The organism is Pseudomonas atagonensis (assembly GCF_011369485.1).
Taxonomy (GTDB): Bacteria; Pseudomonadota; Gammaproteobacteria; order Pseudomonadales; family Pseudomonadaceae; genus Aquipseudomonas; species Aquipseudomonas atagonensis.
Genome location: NZ_VXCA01000053.1, coordinates 1 through 15,562, shown reverse-complemented (window position 1 = coordinate 15,562; position 15,562 = coordinate 1). Strand labels below are relative to the sequence as shown.

The following is a 15,562-nucleotide window of genomic DNA, read 5'->3' as shown; positions in this document are numbered from 1 at the left end:
TTACCGTGGTCAACGTGACCGATGGTGCCAACGTTGACGTGCGGTAGGGAACGATCAAATTTTTCTTTAGCCACGACAATTAACTCCTAGCCTAAAGGGGCTGAATCAGCCTTGTTTTTTGGTAACGGATTCGACGATGTGCGACGGAGCCGTATCGTATTTTTTGAATTCCATAGAGTAGCTTGCGCGACCCTGGGACATGGAACGAACGTCGGTCGCATAACCGAACATCTCACCCAGTGGAACTTCGGCACGAATTACTTTGCCGGACACTGTGTCTTCCATACCCTGGATCATGCCGCGACGACGGTTAAGGTCGCCCATCACATCACCCATATAGTCTTCAGGCGTAACAACCTCTACCGCCATGATCGGCTCGAGCAACTCACCACCGCCCTTCTGGGCCAGTTGCTTGGTTGCCATGGAAGCAGCCACTTTAAACGCCATCTCGTTGGAGTCGACGTCGTGGTAAGAACCATCGAACACGGTAGCCTTCAGGCCGATCAGCGGATAGCCGGCAACAACGCCGTTCTTCATCTGCTCTTCGATGCCCTTCTGGATAGCCGGGATGTATTCCTTAGGAACTACACCACCTACTACTTCGTTCACGAATTGCAGACCTTCCTGACCTTCGTCAGCAGGAGCAAAACGAATCCAGCAGTGACCGAACTGACCACGACCACCGGATTGACGAACGAACTTGCCTTCGATTTCGCAGTTCTTCGTGATGCGCTCACGATAGGAAACCTGAGGCTTGCCGATGTTGGCTTCGACGTTGAACTCACGGCGCATCCGGTCAACCAGGATGTCCAGGTGCAGCTCGCCCATGCCGGAGATGATCGTTTGACCAGTCTCTTCATCAGTTTTTACGCGGAAAGACGGGTCTTCCTGAGCAAGCTTGCCCAGAGCGATACCCATTTTTTCCTGGTCATCCTTGGTCTTAGGCTCTACGGCAACCGAAATAACCGGCTCCGGGAAGTCCATGCGAACCAGGATGATTGGCTTGTCAGCGTTGCAGAGGGTTTCACCAGTGGTGACGTCCTTCATGCCGATCAGGGCCGCGATGTCGCCAGCGCGTACTTCCTTGATCTCTTCACGGGCGTTAGCGTGCATTTGCACCATACGACCCACGCGCTCTTTCTTGCCTTTAACCGAGTTGATCACGCCGTCGCCGGAGTTCAACACGCCCGAGTAAACGCGGACGAAGGTCAAGGTACCCACGAATGGGTCGGTAGCGATCTTGAACGCCAGAGCAGCAAACGGCTCGTCATCGCTTGCGTGACGCTCCATTTCCTCTTCCTCGTTATCAGGGTTGGAACCCTTGATCGCAGGAATGTCGGTAGGAGCAGGCAGGAAGTCGATAACGGCGTCGAGAACCAGGGGAACGCCCTTGTTCTTGAACGAGGAACCGCAAACAGCCAGAACGATTTCGCCGGCAATAGTACGCTGACGCAAAGCAGCTTTGATCTCTTCGATCGACAGCTCTTCGCCTTCCAGGTACTTGTTCATCAGCTCTTCGTTGGCTTCGGCAGCAGCCTCAACCATGTTGTTGCGCCACTCTTCAGCCAGCTCTTGGAGCTCAGCAGGAATGTCCTTGCGAACAGGGACCATACCCTTGTCAGAGTCGTTCCAGTAGACAGCTTGCATGTTGATCAGATCGATCTGACCCTGGAAGTTGTCTTCGGAACCGATAGCCAACTGGATCGGCACCGGAGTGTGACCCAGACGCTGCTTGATCTGACCGATCACGCGCAGGAAGTTGGCACCAGCACGGTCCATCTTGTTTACGTAAACAAGACGTGGAACACCGTATTTGTTGGCTTGACGCCATACGGTTTCCGATTGCGGTTCAACACCCGAAGTACCACAGAACACAACGACAGCGCCGTCGAGTACGCGCAGGGAACGCTCAACTTCGATGGTGAAGTCTACGTGGCCCGGGGTATCGATTACGTTGAAGCGATGCTCGTGCGGGTACTGCTTCTCGGAACCTTTCCAGAAGGCAGTGATTGCAGCAGAAGTAATGGTAATACCACGCTCCTGCTCCTGCACCATCCAGTCTGTGGTCGCGGCGCCATCATGCACCTCGCCCATTTTGTGACTTTTGCCGGTGTAAAAAAGGACGCGCTCGGTGGTGGTGGTTTTACCAGCATCCACGTGAGCGACGATACCGATGTTACGGTAGCGACTAATCGGAGTAGTACGAGCCATAAAGCCCTCGCAAAATTAGTGAAGCTAAAATTAGAAGCGGTAGTGCGAGAAAGCTTTGTTGGCTTCGGCCATACGGTGCACGTCTTCACGCTTCTTAACAGCAGCACCTTTACCTTCAGCAGCATCCAGCAGTTCGCCAGCCAAACGCAGAGCCATAGACTTCTCGCCACGCTTGCGTGCGAAGTCTACCAACCAGCGCATTGCCAGAGCGTTACGACGGGAAGGACGAACTTCGACCGGAACCTGGTAAGTAGCACCACCAACGCGGCGCGACTTCACTTCGACCAGCGGAGCGATGGCGTCGAGTGCTTTTTCGAAGAGTTCCAGGGGATCGGTGCCAGCCTTACGGGTCGCAACGGTTTCCAGGGCACCATAAACGATACGCTCGGCAACGGCTTTCTTGCCGCTTTCCATAACGTGGTTCATGAATTTGGCGAGGATCTGGCTTCCGTATTTCGGATCGTCCAGAATCTCACGCTTTGCTGCTACGCGACGTCTTGGCATGATAAGCCCTCAAGCGGTCTTCAGGTTAGCTCGGGACAGATCCAATGGATGCGTGCCCGACCTTACTCTTATCGACTCAATAAAATGAAAATCTGCAAAACGGCCGATTACTTCGGACGCTTGGTACCGTACTTCGAACGACCCTGGTTACGGCCTTTAACGCCGGAAGTATCCAAGGAGCCGCGAACGGTGTGGTAACGAACACCTGGCAAGTCTTTTACACGACCGCCGCGGATCAGTACCACGCTGTGCTCTTGCAGGTTGTGGCCTTCACCACCGATGTACGAGGAAACCTCGAAACCGTTGGTCAGACGCACACGGCATACTTTACGCAGTGCCGAGTTAGGTTTTTTCGGCGTAGTGGTGTACACACGGGTGCACACGCCACGACGTTGCGGGCAGTTCTGCAGCGCAGGTACGTCGGATTTCTCGACGATACGCTTACGCGGCTGACGTACCAGCTGGTTGATAGTTGCCATCTACTAGCTCCACTGTTGTCTTGCGACGCTATTGTCTTGCAAGAAAAGCAAAATGGCAGGAACGAATTCCCGCCAAATTTAGGGGATCAAGAGTCTAAAGAGGATCTTGCCCCCAGTCAAGGCAAGGCCCCGACCTCCCCGCTCGTCAAACCTTGACAATATGTCTCGATTCGACGAACGGAGCGATCAGGGCCTCAGCTCATTTATCGCAGAACTCAGTTACCGCTCGAGTTCAGCGCTTCGGTCAGTGCAGCTTCCACTTCACTGGCGCTTACGCGCAACGGCTTGTCAGCATCACGACGACGCTTGCGCTCGCTGTGATAAGCCAGACCGGTACCCGCCGGGATCAGACGACCCACGACCACGTTTTCTTTCAGGCCGCGCAGATAATCGCGCTTGCCGGTAACGGCCGCTTCGGTCAGTACGCGGGTGGTTTCCTGGAAGGAAGCCGCCGAGATGAACGATTCGGTCGACAACGACGCCTTGGTGATGCCCAGCAGAACGCGAGTGAACTTGGAGACAAACTTGTCTTCCGCGTTCAGACGCTCGTTCTCTACCAGTACGTGAGTCAGTTCCATCTGGTCGCCCTTGATGAAGCTGGAATCGCCGGACTCGGAGATTTCAACTTTACGCAGCATCTGACGCAGGATGGTCTCGATGTGCTTGTCGTTGATCTTCACGCCTTGCAGACGGTAAACGTCCTGGATCTCGTTAACGATGTACTTGGCCAGCGCGCTCACACCCAGCAGACGCAGGATGTCGTGCGGATCGCTTGGACCGTCGGAGATAACTTCGCCGCGGTTTACCTGTTCGCCTTCGAACACGTTCAGGTGACGCCACTTTGGAATCAGCTCTTCGTACGGATCGCTACCGTCGTTCGGGGTAATAACCAGACGGCGCTTGCCTTTGGTCTCTTTACCGAACGCGATGGTGCCGCTGACTTCAGCCAGAATCGACGCCTCTTTCGGACGGCGAGCTTCGAACAAGTCGGCAACACGCGGCAGACCACCGGTGATGTCACGGGTCTTCGAAGTTTCTTGCGGGATACGCGCGATAACGTCACCGATCGCGATCTTGGCACCGTCAGCCACACCGACCAGGGCGTTGGCTGGCAGGAAGTACTGAGCGATTACGTCAGTGCCTGGCAGCAACAGATCCTTGCCGTTGTCGTCGACCATCTTCACTGCCGGACGGATTTCTTTGCCCGCAGCTGGACGATCTTTCGCGTCGAGTACTTCAATGTTGGTCATACCGGTCAATTCGTCAGTCTGACGCTTGATCGTGATGCCTTCTTCCATGCCCACGTAGGTCACGGTACCTTTCATTTCGGTAACGATCGGGTGAGTGTGCGGATCCCACTTGGCTACGATTGCGCCAGCGTCGACCTTGTCACCCTCTTTAACCGAAATCACAGCACCGTACGGCAGCTTGTAACGCTCGCGCTCACGACCGAAGTCATCAGCGATTGCCAGCTCACCGGAACGGGATACAGCAACCAGGTGACCATCCACTCGCTCAACGTGCTTCAGGTTGTGCAGACGGACGGTACCGCCATTTTTCACCTGAACGCTGTCGGCTGCGGAAGTACGGCTTGCCGCACCACCGATGTGGAACGTACGCATCGTCAGCTGGGTACCCGGCTCACCGATGGACTGGGCAGCGATAACGCCGACCGCTTCACCGATGTTCACCTGGTGACCACGAGCCAGATCACGGCCGTAGCACTTGGCGCAAATGCCATAGCGGGTTTCGCAGCTGATCGGCGAACGCACGATCACTTCGTCGATGCTGTTCAGCTCGATGAATTCAACCCACTTCTCGTCTACCAGAGTGCCGGCAGGAACGATAACGTCCTCTGTACCTGGCTTGAATACGTCACGGGCAATAACACGACCCAATACGCGCTCACCCAACGGCTCTACAACGTCACCGCCTTCAATGTGCGGAGTCATCAGCAGACCGTGCTCGGTGCCGCAATCGATCTCGGTTACAACCAGATCCTGCGCCACGTCTACCAGACGACGAGTCAGGTAACCGGAGTTCGCAGTTTTCAACGCGGTATCCGCCAGACCTTTACGAGCACCGTGAGTCGAGATGAAGTACTGAAGTACGCTCAGACCTTCACGGAAGTTCGCAGTAATCGGCGTTTCAATGATGGAACCGTCCGGCTTGGCCATCAGACCACGCATACCGGCCAGCTGACGAATCTGTGCTGCGGAACCCCGCGCACCCGAGTCGGCCATCATGTACATCGAGTTGAAAGATTCTTGATCGACTTCAACGCCATGACGGTCGATGACTTTCTCTTTCGAGAGGTTGGCCATCATCGCCTTGGAAACTTCGTCGTTCGCTTTCGACCAAAGGTCGATCACTTTGTTGTACTTCTCGCCCTGGGTTACCAGGCCGGAGGCGTACTGGCTCTCGATCTCTTTCACTTCGTCGGTGGCAGCACCGATGATGCGGGCTTTTTCATCCGGGATAACGAAGTCGTTAACGCCGATGGAAACGCCGGAGATGGTCGAGTAAGCGAAACCGGTGTACATCAACTGGTCAGCGAAGATCACGGTCTCTTTCAGACCAACCACGCGGTAGCACTGGTTGATCAGCTTGGAGATCGCCTTTTTCTTCATCGGCAAGTTGACGACGTCGTACGACAGACCTTTTGGCACAACCTGGAACAGCAGCGCACGGCCGACAGTGGTGTCGACGATACGGGTACCGCTCACGCTGTTGCCGTCACGGTCATTGACGGTTTCGTTGATACGTACTTTTACCTTGGCGTGCAGTGCGGCTTCGCCGGCACGGAACACACGGTCAACTTCCTGCAGATCCGCAAATACACGACCTTCGCCTTTGGCGTTGATCGCTTCACGAGTCATGTAGTACAGACCCAATACAACGTCCTGCGACGGAACGATGATTGGCTCACCGTTGGCTGGCGACAGAATGTTGTTGGTCGACATCATCAACGCACGCGCTTCGAGCTGGGCTTCCAGCGTCAGCGGTACGTGCACGGCCATTTGGTCGCCGTCGAAGTCGGCGTTGTACGCGGCGCAGACCAGAGGGTGCAGCTGGATAGCCTTACCTTCGATCAGTACCGGTTCAAACGCCTGGATACCCAGACGGTGAAGGGTCGGTGCACGGTTGAGAAGAACCGGGTGTTCGCGAATCACTTCCGCGAGAACGTCCCAAACCTCTGGCAGTTCGCGCTCGACCATTTTCTTGGCCGCTTTGATGGTAGTCGCGAGACCACGCATTTCCAGCTTGCCAAAAATGAACGGTTTGAACAGCTCGAGAGCCATTTTCTTCGGCAGACCGCACTGATGCAGACGCAGAGTCGGGCCTACGGTAATTACCGAACGACCGGAGTAGTCAACACGCTTACCGAGCAAGTTCTGACGGAAACGACCTTGCTTACCCTTGATCATGTCAGCCAAGGATTTCAGAGGACGCTTGTTCGAGCCGGTGATAGCGCGGCCACGACGACCGTTGTCGAGCAGTGCATCGACAGCTTCCTGCAACATACGCTTTTCGTTGCGCACGATGATGTCCGGAGCGGACAGATCCAGCAGGCGCTTCAAACGGTTGTTACGGTTGATCACTCGACGATACAGATCGTTGAGGTCGGAAGTCGCGAAACGACCGCCATCCAGCGGGACCAATGGACGCAGATCTGGCGGCAGAACCGGCAGAACGGTCAGCACCATCCACTCTGGCAGGTTGCCGGAACCCTGGAAGGCTTCCATCAACTTCAGACGCTTGGACAACTTCTTGATCTTGGTTTCGGAGTTGGTTTGCGGAATTTCTTCACGCAGGCGGCCAATCTCGTGTTCCAGGTCGATAGCGTGCAGCAGCTCACGGACAGCTTCAGCACCCATGCGGGCATCGAAGTCGTCACCGAACTCTTCCAGCGCTTCGAAGTACTGCTCGTCGTTCAGCAGCTGACCTTTTTCAAGGGTGGTCATGCCTGGATCGATAACGACGTAGCTCTCGAAATAGAGAACGCGCTCGATATCACGCAGGGTCATGTCCATCAGCAAGCCGATACGGGACGGCAGCGATTTCAGGAACCAGATGTGGGCAACCGGCGAAGCCAGTTCGATGTGCGCCATGCGCTCACGACGAACCTTGGCCAGTGCAACTTCAACACCGCACTTCTCGCAGATCACACCACGGTGCTTCAAGCGCTTGTACTTACCGCACAGGCACTCGTAATCCTTTACCGGGCCAAAGATTTTGGCGCAGAACAGACCGTCACGCTCAGGTTTGAACGTACGGTAGTTGATGGTTTCCGGCTTTTTAACTTCGCCGAACGACCACGAGCGGATCATCTCAGGCGAGGCCAATCCGATACGGATGGCGTCGAACTCTTCGACTTGACCCTGGTTTTTCAGCAAATTCAGTAGGTCTTTCAAGGCCTTTCCTCCTGGCGGAGCAGAGAGCGGGCAATCCTGCCCCGCTCTCGATTCGCGTCACGTGTTATTCGGTTTCCAGATCGATATCGATGCCGAGGGAACGAATTTCCTTGATCAACACGTTGAAGGACTCGGGCATGCCCGGCTCCATACGGTGATCGCCATCCACGATGTTTTTGTACATCTTGGTACGGCCGTTCACATCGTCCGACTTCACTGTGAGCATTTCTTGCAGAGTGTAAGCAGCACCGTATGCTTCCAGTGCCCAGACCTCCATCTCCCCGAAACGCTGACCACCGAACTGCGCCTTACCACCCAGCGGCTGCTGGGTAACCAGGCTGTACGAACCGGTAGAACGCGCGTGCATCTTGTCGTCTACCAAGTGGTTCAGCTTCAGCATGTACATGTAGCCAACGGTAACTGGACGCTCGAACTTGTTGCCGGTACGGCCGTCAGTCAGCTGCATCTGGCCGCTTTCCGGCAGGTCTGCCAGTTTCAGCATGGCCTTGATTTCGCTTTCCTTGGCGCCGTCGAACACTGGAGTGGCCATAGGAACGCCACCACGCAGGTTCTTCGCCAGATCCAGGATTTCCTGGTCGGAGAAGCTATCCAGATCTTCGTTACGACCGCCGATCTGGTTGTAGATCTCGTCGAGGAAGGTGCGCAGTTCAGCGACTTTACGCTGCTCTTCGACCATCCGGTTGATCTTCTCGCCCAGACCTTTGGCTGCGAGGCCCAGGTGGGTTTCAAGGATCTGACCAACGTTCATACGCGAAGGTACGCCCAATGGGTTGAGAACCACGTCGACCGGGGTGCCATTGGCATCGTGCGGCATGTCTTCAACCGGCATGATCACGGAGACCACACCTTTGTTACCGTGACGACCGGCCATCTTGTCGCCCGGCTGGATGCGACGACGGATTGCCAGGTAAACCTTGACGATTTTCAGCACGCCCGGAGCCAGGTCATCGCCCTGCTGCAGTTTGCGCTTCTTGTCTTCGAACTTGTCGTCCAGCAGACGGCGGCGATCAACGATGTAGGCCTGAGCCTTCTCAAGCTGCTCGTTCAGAGCATCCTCAGCCATGCGCAGCTTGAACCACTGACCATGCTCAAGACCGTCGAGAACTTCGTCGGTGATGTCCTGACCTTTCTTCAGACCTGCGCCGCCTTCAGCCTTGTGGCCTACCAGAGCGGAACGCAGACGTTCGAAAGTAGCGCCTTCAACGATACGGAACTCTTCGTTCAGATCCTTGCGGATCTCGTCCAGCTGGGACTTCTCGATCGACAGTGCACGAGCATCACGCTCAACGCCGTCACGAGTGAAGACCTGCACGTCGATGACAGTACCTTTGGTGCCGGTTGGCACGCGCAGGGAGGTGTCTTTAACGTCGCTGGCTTTTTCACCGAAGATTGCACGCAGCAGTTTTTCTTCCGGAGTCAGTTGGGTCTCGCCTTTCGGAGTGACCTTACCTACCAGAATGTCGCCTGCGCCGACTTCAGCACCTACGTAAACAATACCGGCTTCGTCCAGCTTGTTCAGTGCAGCTTCACCCACGTTAGGGATGTCCGCAGTGATTTCCTCTGGGCCAAGCTTGGTGTCACGGGCCACACAGGTCAGTTCCTGAATGTGAATCGTGGTGAAGCGGTCTTCCTGAACCACACGCTCGGACAGGCAGATGGAGTCTTCGAAGTTGAAGCCGTTCCATGCCATGAACGCGATGCGCATGTTCTGACCCAGAGCCAGCTCACCCATATCGGTGGACGGGCCGTCGGCCATGATGTCGCTACGCTGAACGCGATCACCCTTGCTCACCAGCGGACGCTGGTTGATGCAGGTGTTCTGGTTCGAGCGGGTGTACTTGGTCAGGTTGTAGATGTCGACACCAGCTTCACCGGTTTCTACTTCGTCATCAGCAACACGAACCACGATACGGCTGGCATCAACGGAGTCGATTACGCCGCCACGACGAGCCACGACGCAAACGCCGGAGTCACGAGCTACGTTACGCTCCATGCCGGTACCGACCAGCGGCTTGTCAGCGCGCAGGGTTGGTACAGCTTGACGCTGCATGTTCGAACCCATCAACGCACGGTTGGCGTCGTCGTGCTCGAGGAACGGAATCAGCGACGCTGCTACCGAAACTACCTGCTTCGGCGAAACGTCCATCAGGGTGACGTCTTCCGGCGCCTTGACGGTGAATTCGTTCAGGTGACGTACGGCTACCAGTTCGTCGATCAGGACTTTCTGGTCGTTCATGGTCGCCGAAGCCTGCGCGATCACGTGATCCGCTTCTTCAATAGCGGACAGGAACACGATCTCGTCGGTGACCACACCCTCTTTTACCACGCGGTACGGGCTTTCCAGGAAGCCGTACTGGTTGGTGCGAGCGTATGCAGCCAAGGAGTTGATCAGACCGATGTTCGGACCTTCCGGCGTTTCAATCGGGCAAACACGACCGTAGTGAGTCGGGTGTACGTCACGAACTTCAAAGCCTGCGCGCTCACGAGTCAGACCGCCAGGGCCGAGTGCAGAGACACGACGCTTGTGGGTGATCTCGGACAGCGGGTTGTTCTGGTCCATGAACTGCGACAGCTGGCTGGAACCGAAGAACTCTTTCACCGCCGCAGCCACTGGCTTGGCGTTGATCAGGTCTTGCGGCATCAGGCCTTCGCTTTCAGCCATCGACAGACGCTCTTTGACCGCACGCTCAACACGTACCAGGCCAACGCGGAACTGGTTCTCGGCCATTTCGCCTACACAGCGAACACGACGGTTACCCAGGTGGTCGATGTCATCGACGATGCCTTTACCGTTACGGATGTCGACCAGAGTCTTCAGTACCGCGACGATGTCTTCCTTGCACAGTACGCCCGAACCTTCGATCTCGGTACGACCGATACGACGGTTGAACTTCATCCGGCCGACCGCAGACAGGTCATAACGCTCAGGACTGAAGAACAGGTTGTTGAACAGGGTTTCGGCAGCGTCTTTGGTTGGCGGCTCGCCTGGACGCATCATGCGATAGATCTCGACCAGCGCTTCCAATTGGTTGCTGGTGGAGTCGATCTTCAGAGTGTCGGAGACGAACGGACCGCAGTCGATGTCGTTGGTATACAGAGTCTCGATGCGAACAACCTGAGCCTTGGCAATTTTTGCCAGGATTTCAGTGTTCAGCTCGGTGTTGCACTCAGCCAGGATTTCGCCGGTAGCCGGGTGCACGATGACCTTGGCGGTGGTGCGACCCAGGACGTAGTCCAGAGGCACTTCCAGCGACTTGATACCGGCTTTTTCGATCTGGTTGATGTGGCGCGCAGTAATACGGCGGCCTTGCTCAACGATGACCTTGCCCTTCTCGTCCTGAATGTCCAGAACCGCTACTTCACCACGCAGGCGCGAAGGCACCAGTTCCAGGCTGAGGGTTTCGCCGCTCAGGTGGAATACGTTGGTGGTGTAGAACGCGTCCAGCACTTCTTCAGTGGTATAGCCGAGCGCGCGCAGCAGTACCGAAGCCGGCAGCTTGCGACGACGGTCAATACGCACGAATACGCAATCTTTCGGGTCGAACTCGAAGTCCAGCCACGAACCGCGGTAAGGGATGATGCGCGCGGAGTACAGCAGTTTACCGGAGCTGTGCGTCTTGCCACGGTCGTGGTCGAAGAACACGCCCGGGGAACGGTGCAGCTGGGAAACGATTACACGCTCGGTACCATTGATTACGAAGGTACCGTTCTCAGTCATCAGGGGAATTTCACCCATGTAGACTTCTTGCTCTTTGATGTCCTTGATCGCTTTGTTCGACGATTCTTTGTCGAAAATGATCAGGCGCACTTTTACCCGCAAAGGTACGGCGAAAGTTACACCGCGCAATACGCATTCTTTGACATCAAATGCCGGTTCGCCCAAGCGATAACCGACGTACTCCAGCGCAGCATTGCCGGAGTAGCTGATGATCGGGAAAACGGATTTGAAGGCCGCATGCAGGCCCACGTCGCGGAACTGATCTTTAGTCGCTCCCGCTTGCAAGAATTCACGATACGAATCCAGCTGGATGGCCAGGAGGTAAGGCACATCCATGACGTCCGGCAACTTGCTAAAGTCCTTGCGGATACGTTTTTTCTCAGTATATGAGTAAGCCATCAGCGTTCCCCAGCTTGGTCACCTGCTTGTTTGGCCCCTCCCGACGGGAGCAGCCAGAAAATCGTGCAAACCCCATGGTTTGCGCCACCGCATCGGGTGGTTACAGCGCCTTTATCAGCACCGACCCAGTCGGCTGCCAATAACGGAAAAAGGCCGGTGGCAAGAGCCACCAGCCATCAGCCTGTCGCTTGACGCTCGGGCTGGAGGAGCAAAGTCGATACTTATTTCAGTTCGACTTTAGCGCCTGCTTCTTCCAGCTTCTTCTTGGCGTCTTCAGCAGCTTCTTTCGAAACGCCTTCAGCTACAACCTGAGGAGCGCCGTCTACTTTCTCTTTGGCTTCTTTCAGGCCCAGACCGGTCAGTTCACGAACTGCCTTGATCACGTTAACCTTCTTCTCGCCAGCTTCCAGCAGAACAACGTTGAACTCGGTTTGCTCTTCAACAGCAGCAGCAGCTACAGCTGGGCCAGCCGAAGCGGCAGCAGCGGTAACACCGAAGGTTTCTTCCATCGCTTTGATCAGCTCAACGATTTCCACTACGGATTTCTGGCCGATTGCTTCGATGATTTGTTCGTTAGTCAGAGACATGACTCAATTCCTGAATTGGGGGACGGCCTACGCGACCATCGAAATAAACAAAAAACGCGAGAAGTTGACGAGCCTTAGGCTGCGGCAGCTTCTTTCTGGTCGCGAATTGCCGCCAGAGTACGAGCCAATTTGCTGGTAGCGCCTTGAATCACGCTCATCAGCTGAGAAATTGCTTCGTCACGGGTCGGCAGAGTTGCCAGTACGTCGATCTGATTAGCTGCGAGGAACTTGCCCTCGAACGCAGCTGCCTTGATCTCGAACTTGTCCTGACCCTTGGCAAACTCTTTGAAGATACGGGCAGCAGCGCCCGGATGTTCGTTCGAGAATGCAATCAGGGTCGGGCCGGTGAACACGTCGTTGAGAACACTGTATTCAGTGTCAGCAACAGCGCGCTTGAGCAGGGTGTTACGTACAACACGTACGTATACGCCAGCTTCACGAGCCTCTTTACGGAGTCCGGTCATTGCGCCTACTGTTACGCCACGGGCATCAACCACGACAGCGGACAGAGCGACTTTGGCAGCCTCGTTGACTTCAGCGACGATGGCCTTCTTGTCTTCGAGATTAATTGCCACGGGTTTAACTCCTGCTTGTTACCGTTTCATCCGGTCGAAACCGAATGTCGTTTTGGTGTCTGATTCGGTAAGGAACCGGGAGCACCATCTGCGTAGGCTTATGGTTTAAGACTTGCGTCGCCTACGGTCTTGGATAGCCCCCGCCAGGCAGGGACCCCAATCTTTCAATTGGCGCGAACCATCGCGCCAACCTTTGTTCTTACGCGTCCAGCGAGCTTTGGTCGATGACCAGACCTGGGCCCATAGTGGTGCTCAGGGTAACGCGCTTGACGTAGATACCTTTCGAAGAAGCTGGCTTGATACGCTTCAGGTCAGCGATCAGGGCTTCAACGTTTTCCTTCAGCTTGACGGCGTCGAAACCGATCTTGCCAACGGAAGTGTGGATGATGCCGTTTTTGTCGGTGCGATAACGAACCTGACCAGCTTTAGCGTTTTTGACCGCGGTAGCTACGTCTGGAGTTACGGTGCCGACTTTCGGGTTAGGCATCAGACCACGTGGACCGAGGATCTGACCCAACTGACCTACAACGCGCATTGCATCCGGGGATGCGATCACTACGTCATAGTTCAGGTCGCCGCCTTTCATTTCGGCAGCCAGTTCGTCCATACCTACACGGTCAGCGCCGGCAGCCAGAGCGGCCTCAGCAGCTGGACCCTGGGTGAACACAGCAACGCGAACAGTCTTGCCAGTGCCGTGTGGCAGCACAGTAGCGCTACGAACAACCTGGTCAGATTTACGCGGGTCTACACCCAGGTTTACAGCAACGTCAAACGACTCGCTGAACTTGACAGTCGACAGCTCAGCCAGCAAAGCAGCAGCGTCTACAATGTTGTAGGCCTTGCCTGCTTCGATCTTGCCGGCGATAGCCTTTTGACGCTTGGTCAGCTTAGCCATTACACACCCTCCACGTTAAGGCCCATGCTACGAGCAGAACCGGCGATAGTACGCACGGCTGCATCCATATCAGCTGCAGTCAGATCCGCGTTTTTGGTTTTCGCGATTTCTTCCAGCTGAGCACGAGTAACAGTGCCAACCTTAACGGTGTTCGGACGAGCGGAACCGCTGGTCAGACCGGCCGCCTTCTTCAGCAGAACCGAAGCAGGGGTGGATTTGGTTTCGAAAGTGAAGCTACGGTCGCTGTAGACAGTGATGATCACTGGAGTCGGCAGACCAGCTTCCAGACCCTGGGTACGGGCGTTGAAAGCCTTGCAGAATTCCATGATGTTCACGCCGTGCTGACCCAGAGCAGGACCAACAGGTGGACTTGGGTTAGCCTGAGCGGCCTTCACTTGCAGCTTGATGTAAGCGGTAATCTTCTTGGCCATGAGGCACTCCAATTACGGGTTCGAACGCCTCGAAAGGCTCCCCGGTTACTTGCGCGTTTATCCCAGTGACGACAAAACCCCACAGCCTATGGCTGCGGGGTTGGGATGCTTGCTCAGCTAGACCTTTTCGACCTGGCTGAACTCCAACTCTACCGGGGTAGAGCGACCGAAAATGAGCACCGCCACTTGGATCCGGCTCTTTTCGTAGTTAACTTCTTCAACGACACCATTGAAATCAGCGAATGGGCCATCGTTGACTCGTACCGTCTCGCCCGGCTCGAAGAGCGTCTTCGGCTTAGGCTTGTCACTACCATCAGCAACACGACGCAGAATTGCTTCTGCCTCTTTATCTGTGATTGGCGCAGGCTTGTCAGCAGTACCGCCGATAAAACCCATAACGCGAGGAGTATCCTTGACCAAGTGCCAAGTACCCTCATTCATATCCATCTGTACCAGCACGTAGCCTGGGAAGAACTTCCGCTCGCTTTTGCGCTTCTGGCCATTACGCATTTCAACCACTTCTTCAGTGGGAACCAGAATTTCGCCGAAGCCATCTTCCATGCCAGCCAGCTTTACGCGCTCGACCAGCGAGCGCATCACATGCTTCTCGTAACCCGAGTAAGCATGCACAACATACCAACGCTTAGCCACGGGACACCCTTAGCCGACAATCAAGGAAACAAGCCAACCGAGCAGGGAATCAAGCCCCCACAACAGCAACGCCATTACCAGAACAACAGCCACCACAATCAGGGTGGTCTGCGTGGTTTCTTGGCGAGTTGGCCACACGACTTTTCGAATTTCGGTGCGAGCTTCCTTAACCAGTACAAAGAAAGACTTGCCCTTCGCAGTCTGCAGGCCTACAAAGGCAGCTACAGCAGCGATAACAAGCAAAGCGAGTACACGGTACAGGATCGGCGAGGCAGAGTAATACTGATTGCCAACAACGCCAACAACCACCAAAGCGACCACTACAAGCCACTTGAGCAGATCGAAGCGAGAGCCTTGAGCTTCAGCCTTAGGAGTCATCTATGAAGATCCTGTGAAAAGAAAGCCAGACACACCGAGTGAATCTGGCAGGTCAGGAGGGAATCGAACCCCCAACCTACGGTTTTGGAGACCGTCGCTCTGCCAATTGAGCTACTGACCTAAAACAAAATCAGGCCGACCATTATGCCGGCCCGAAAAATACATTACAACCGCTTATTCGATGATTTTAGCTACGACGCCAGCGCCTGTCCCTTATACCCATCTGACGCTGCCGACGATATGCAATGTGTAGATACGGGGGGTCGCTGTAGCCATAACATAACAAAAAGAGGAGACA

At 55.3% G+C, this 15,562-nt stretch carries 11 protein-coding genes, 1 tRNA gene and 1 pseudogene; all 13 read right to left on the bottom strand.

Annotated elements, in window-relative coordinates; translation table 11 throughout:
• Positions 1-74 (bottom strand): annotated as a pseudogene (locus tag F2P67_RS27670) (GTP-binding protein); the annotation flags it as partial.
• 31 nt (positions 75-105) lie between these two features.
• The gene (gene fusA / locus F2P67_RS27190; protein WP_064589462.1) at positions 106-2,211 is read right to left on the bottom strand and encodes an elongation factor G; all 2,106 of its coding nucleotides are present in this window, start codon (positions 2,209-2,211) and stop codon (positions 106-108) included.
• 30 nt (positions 2,212-2,241) lie between these two features.
• Positions 2,242-2,715: a 30S ribosomal protein S7 gene (gene rpsG / locus F2P67_RS27185; RefSeq protein ID WP_007916467.1), complete on the bottom strand. Its 474-nt coding sequence runs from the start codon at positions 2,713-2,715 to the stop codon at positions 2,242-2,244.
• Positions 2,716-2,822: 107 nt separating this feature from the next.
• On the bottom strand, positions 2,823-3,194 hold the full coding sequence (rpsL, locus tag F2P67_RS27180) for a 30S ribosomal protein S12 (RefSeq protein ID WP_003186084.1): 372 nt from the start codon (positions 3,192-3,194) through the stop codon (positions 2,823-2,825).
• Positions 3,195-3,409: 215 nt separating this feature from the next.
• Complete coding sequence (gene rpoC, locus F2P67_RS27175) at positions 3,410-7,609, bottom strand: DNA-directed RNA polymerase subunit beta' (protein WP_123467460.1); 4,200 nt, start codon at positions 7,607-7,609, stop codon at positions 3,410-3,412.
• Between the two features lie 64 nt (positions 7,610-7,673).
• Positions 7,674-11,747 carry a DNA-directed RNA polymerase subunit beta gene (gene rpoB / locus F2P67_RS27170; RefSeq protein WP_166226260.1) on the bottom strand — a complete coding sequence of 1,358 codons (4,074 nt, stop codon included), beginning with the start codon at positions 11,745-11,747 and terminating at the stop codon, positions 7,674-7,676.
• Between the two features lie 221 nt (positions 11,748-11,968).
• A complete protein-coding gene (gene rplL / locus F2P67_RS27165) occupies positions 11,969-12,334 on the bottom strand; it encodes a 50S ribosomal protein L7/L12 (protein ID WP_007962228.1) in 366 nt (121 codons plus the stop codon).
• 74 nt (positions 12,335-12,408) lie between these two features.
• Positions 12,409-12,909, bottom strand: a complete 501-nt coding sequence (gene rplJ / locus F2P67_RS27160) for a 50S ribosomal protein L10 (RefSeq protein ID WP_003228752.1) — start codon at positions 12,907-12,909, stop codon at positions 12,409-12,411.
• Between the two features lie 199 nt (positions 12,910-13,108).
• Positions 13,109-13,804, bottom strand: a complete 696-nt coding sequence (rplA, locus tag F2P67_RS27155; RefSeq protein ID WP_166226257.1) for a 50S ribosomal protein L1 — start codon at positions 13,802-13,804, stop codon at positions 13,109-13,111.
• Entirely contained in the window at positions 13,804-14,235 is a 432-nt protein-coding gene (gene rplK / locus F2P67_RS27150) for a 50S ribosomal protein L11 (protein WP_003228756.1), read from the bottom strand. The genes rplA and rplK overlap by 1 nt, the downstream gene beginning before the upstream one ends.
• A gap of 117 nt (positions 14,236-14,352) precedes the next feature.
• Positions 14,353-14,886, bottom strand: a complete 534-nt coding sequence (gene nusG / locus F2P67_RS27145; protein WP_007916492.1) for a transcription termination/antitermination protein NusG — start codon at positions 14,884-14,886, stop codon at positions 14,353-14,355.
• A 9-nt stretch (positions 14,887-14,895) separates the two neighbouring features.
• A complete protein-coding gene (secE, locus tag F2P67_RS27140; RefSeq protein ID WP_007916493.1) occupies positions 14,896-15,264 on the bottom strand; it encodes a preprotein translocase subunit SecE in 369 nt (122 codons plus the stop codon).
• 45 nt (positions 15,265-15,309) lie between these two features.
• Positions 15,310-15,385, bottom strand: a tRNA-Trp gene (locus F2P67_RS27135).
• Between the last annotated feature and the right edge of the window lie 177 nt (positions 15,386-15,562).

What these genes read in the sequence shown, in the direction of transcription:
- fusA (WP_064589462.1), bottom strand. Translation starts at nt 2,211, where the DNA reads ATGGCTCGTACTACTCCGATTAGTCGCTACCGTAACATCGGTATCGTC.
- rpsG (WP_007916467.1), bottom strand. Translation starts at nt 2,715, where the DNA reads ATGCCAAGACGTCGCGTAGCAGCAAAGCGTGAGATTCTGGACGATCCG.
- rpsL (WP_003186084.1), bottom strand. Translation starts at nt 3,194, where the DNA reads ATGGCAACTATCAACCAGCTGGTACGTCAGCCGCGTAAGCGTATCGTC.
- rpoB (WP_166226260.1), bottom strand. Translation starts at nt 11,747, where the DNA reads ATGGCTTACTCATATACTGAGAAAAAACGTATCCGCAAGGACTTTAGC.
- rplL (WP_007962228.1), bottom strand. Translation starts at nt 12,334, where the DNA reads ATGTCTCTGACTAACGAACAAATCATCGAAGCAATCGGCCAGAAATCC.
- rplA (WP_166226257.1), bottom strand. Translation starts at nt 13,804, where the DNA reads ATGGCTAAGCTGACCAAGCGTCAAAAGGCTATCGCCGGCAAGATCGAA.
- rplK (WP_003228756.1), bottom strand. Translation starts at nt 14,235, where the DNA reads ATGGCCAAGAAGATTACCGCTTACATCAAGCTGCAAGTGAAGGCCGCT.
- secE (WP_007916493.1), bottom strand. Translation starts at nt 15,264, where the DNA reads ATGACTCCTAAGGCTGAAGCTCAAGGCTCTCGCTTCGATCTGCTCAAG.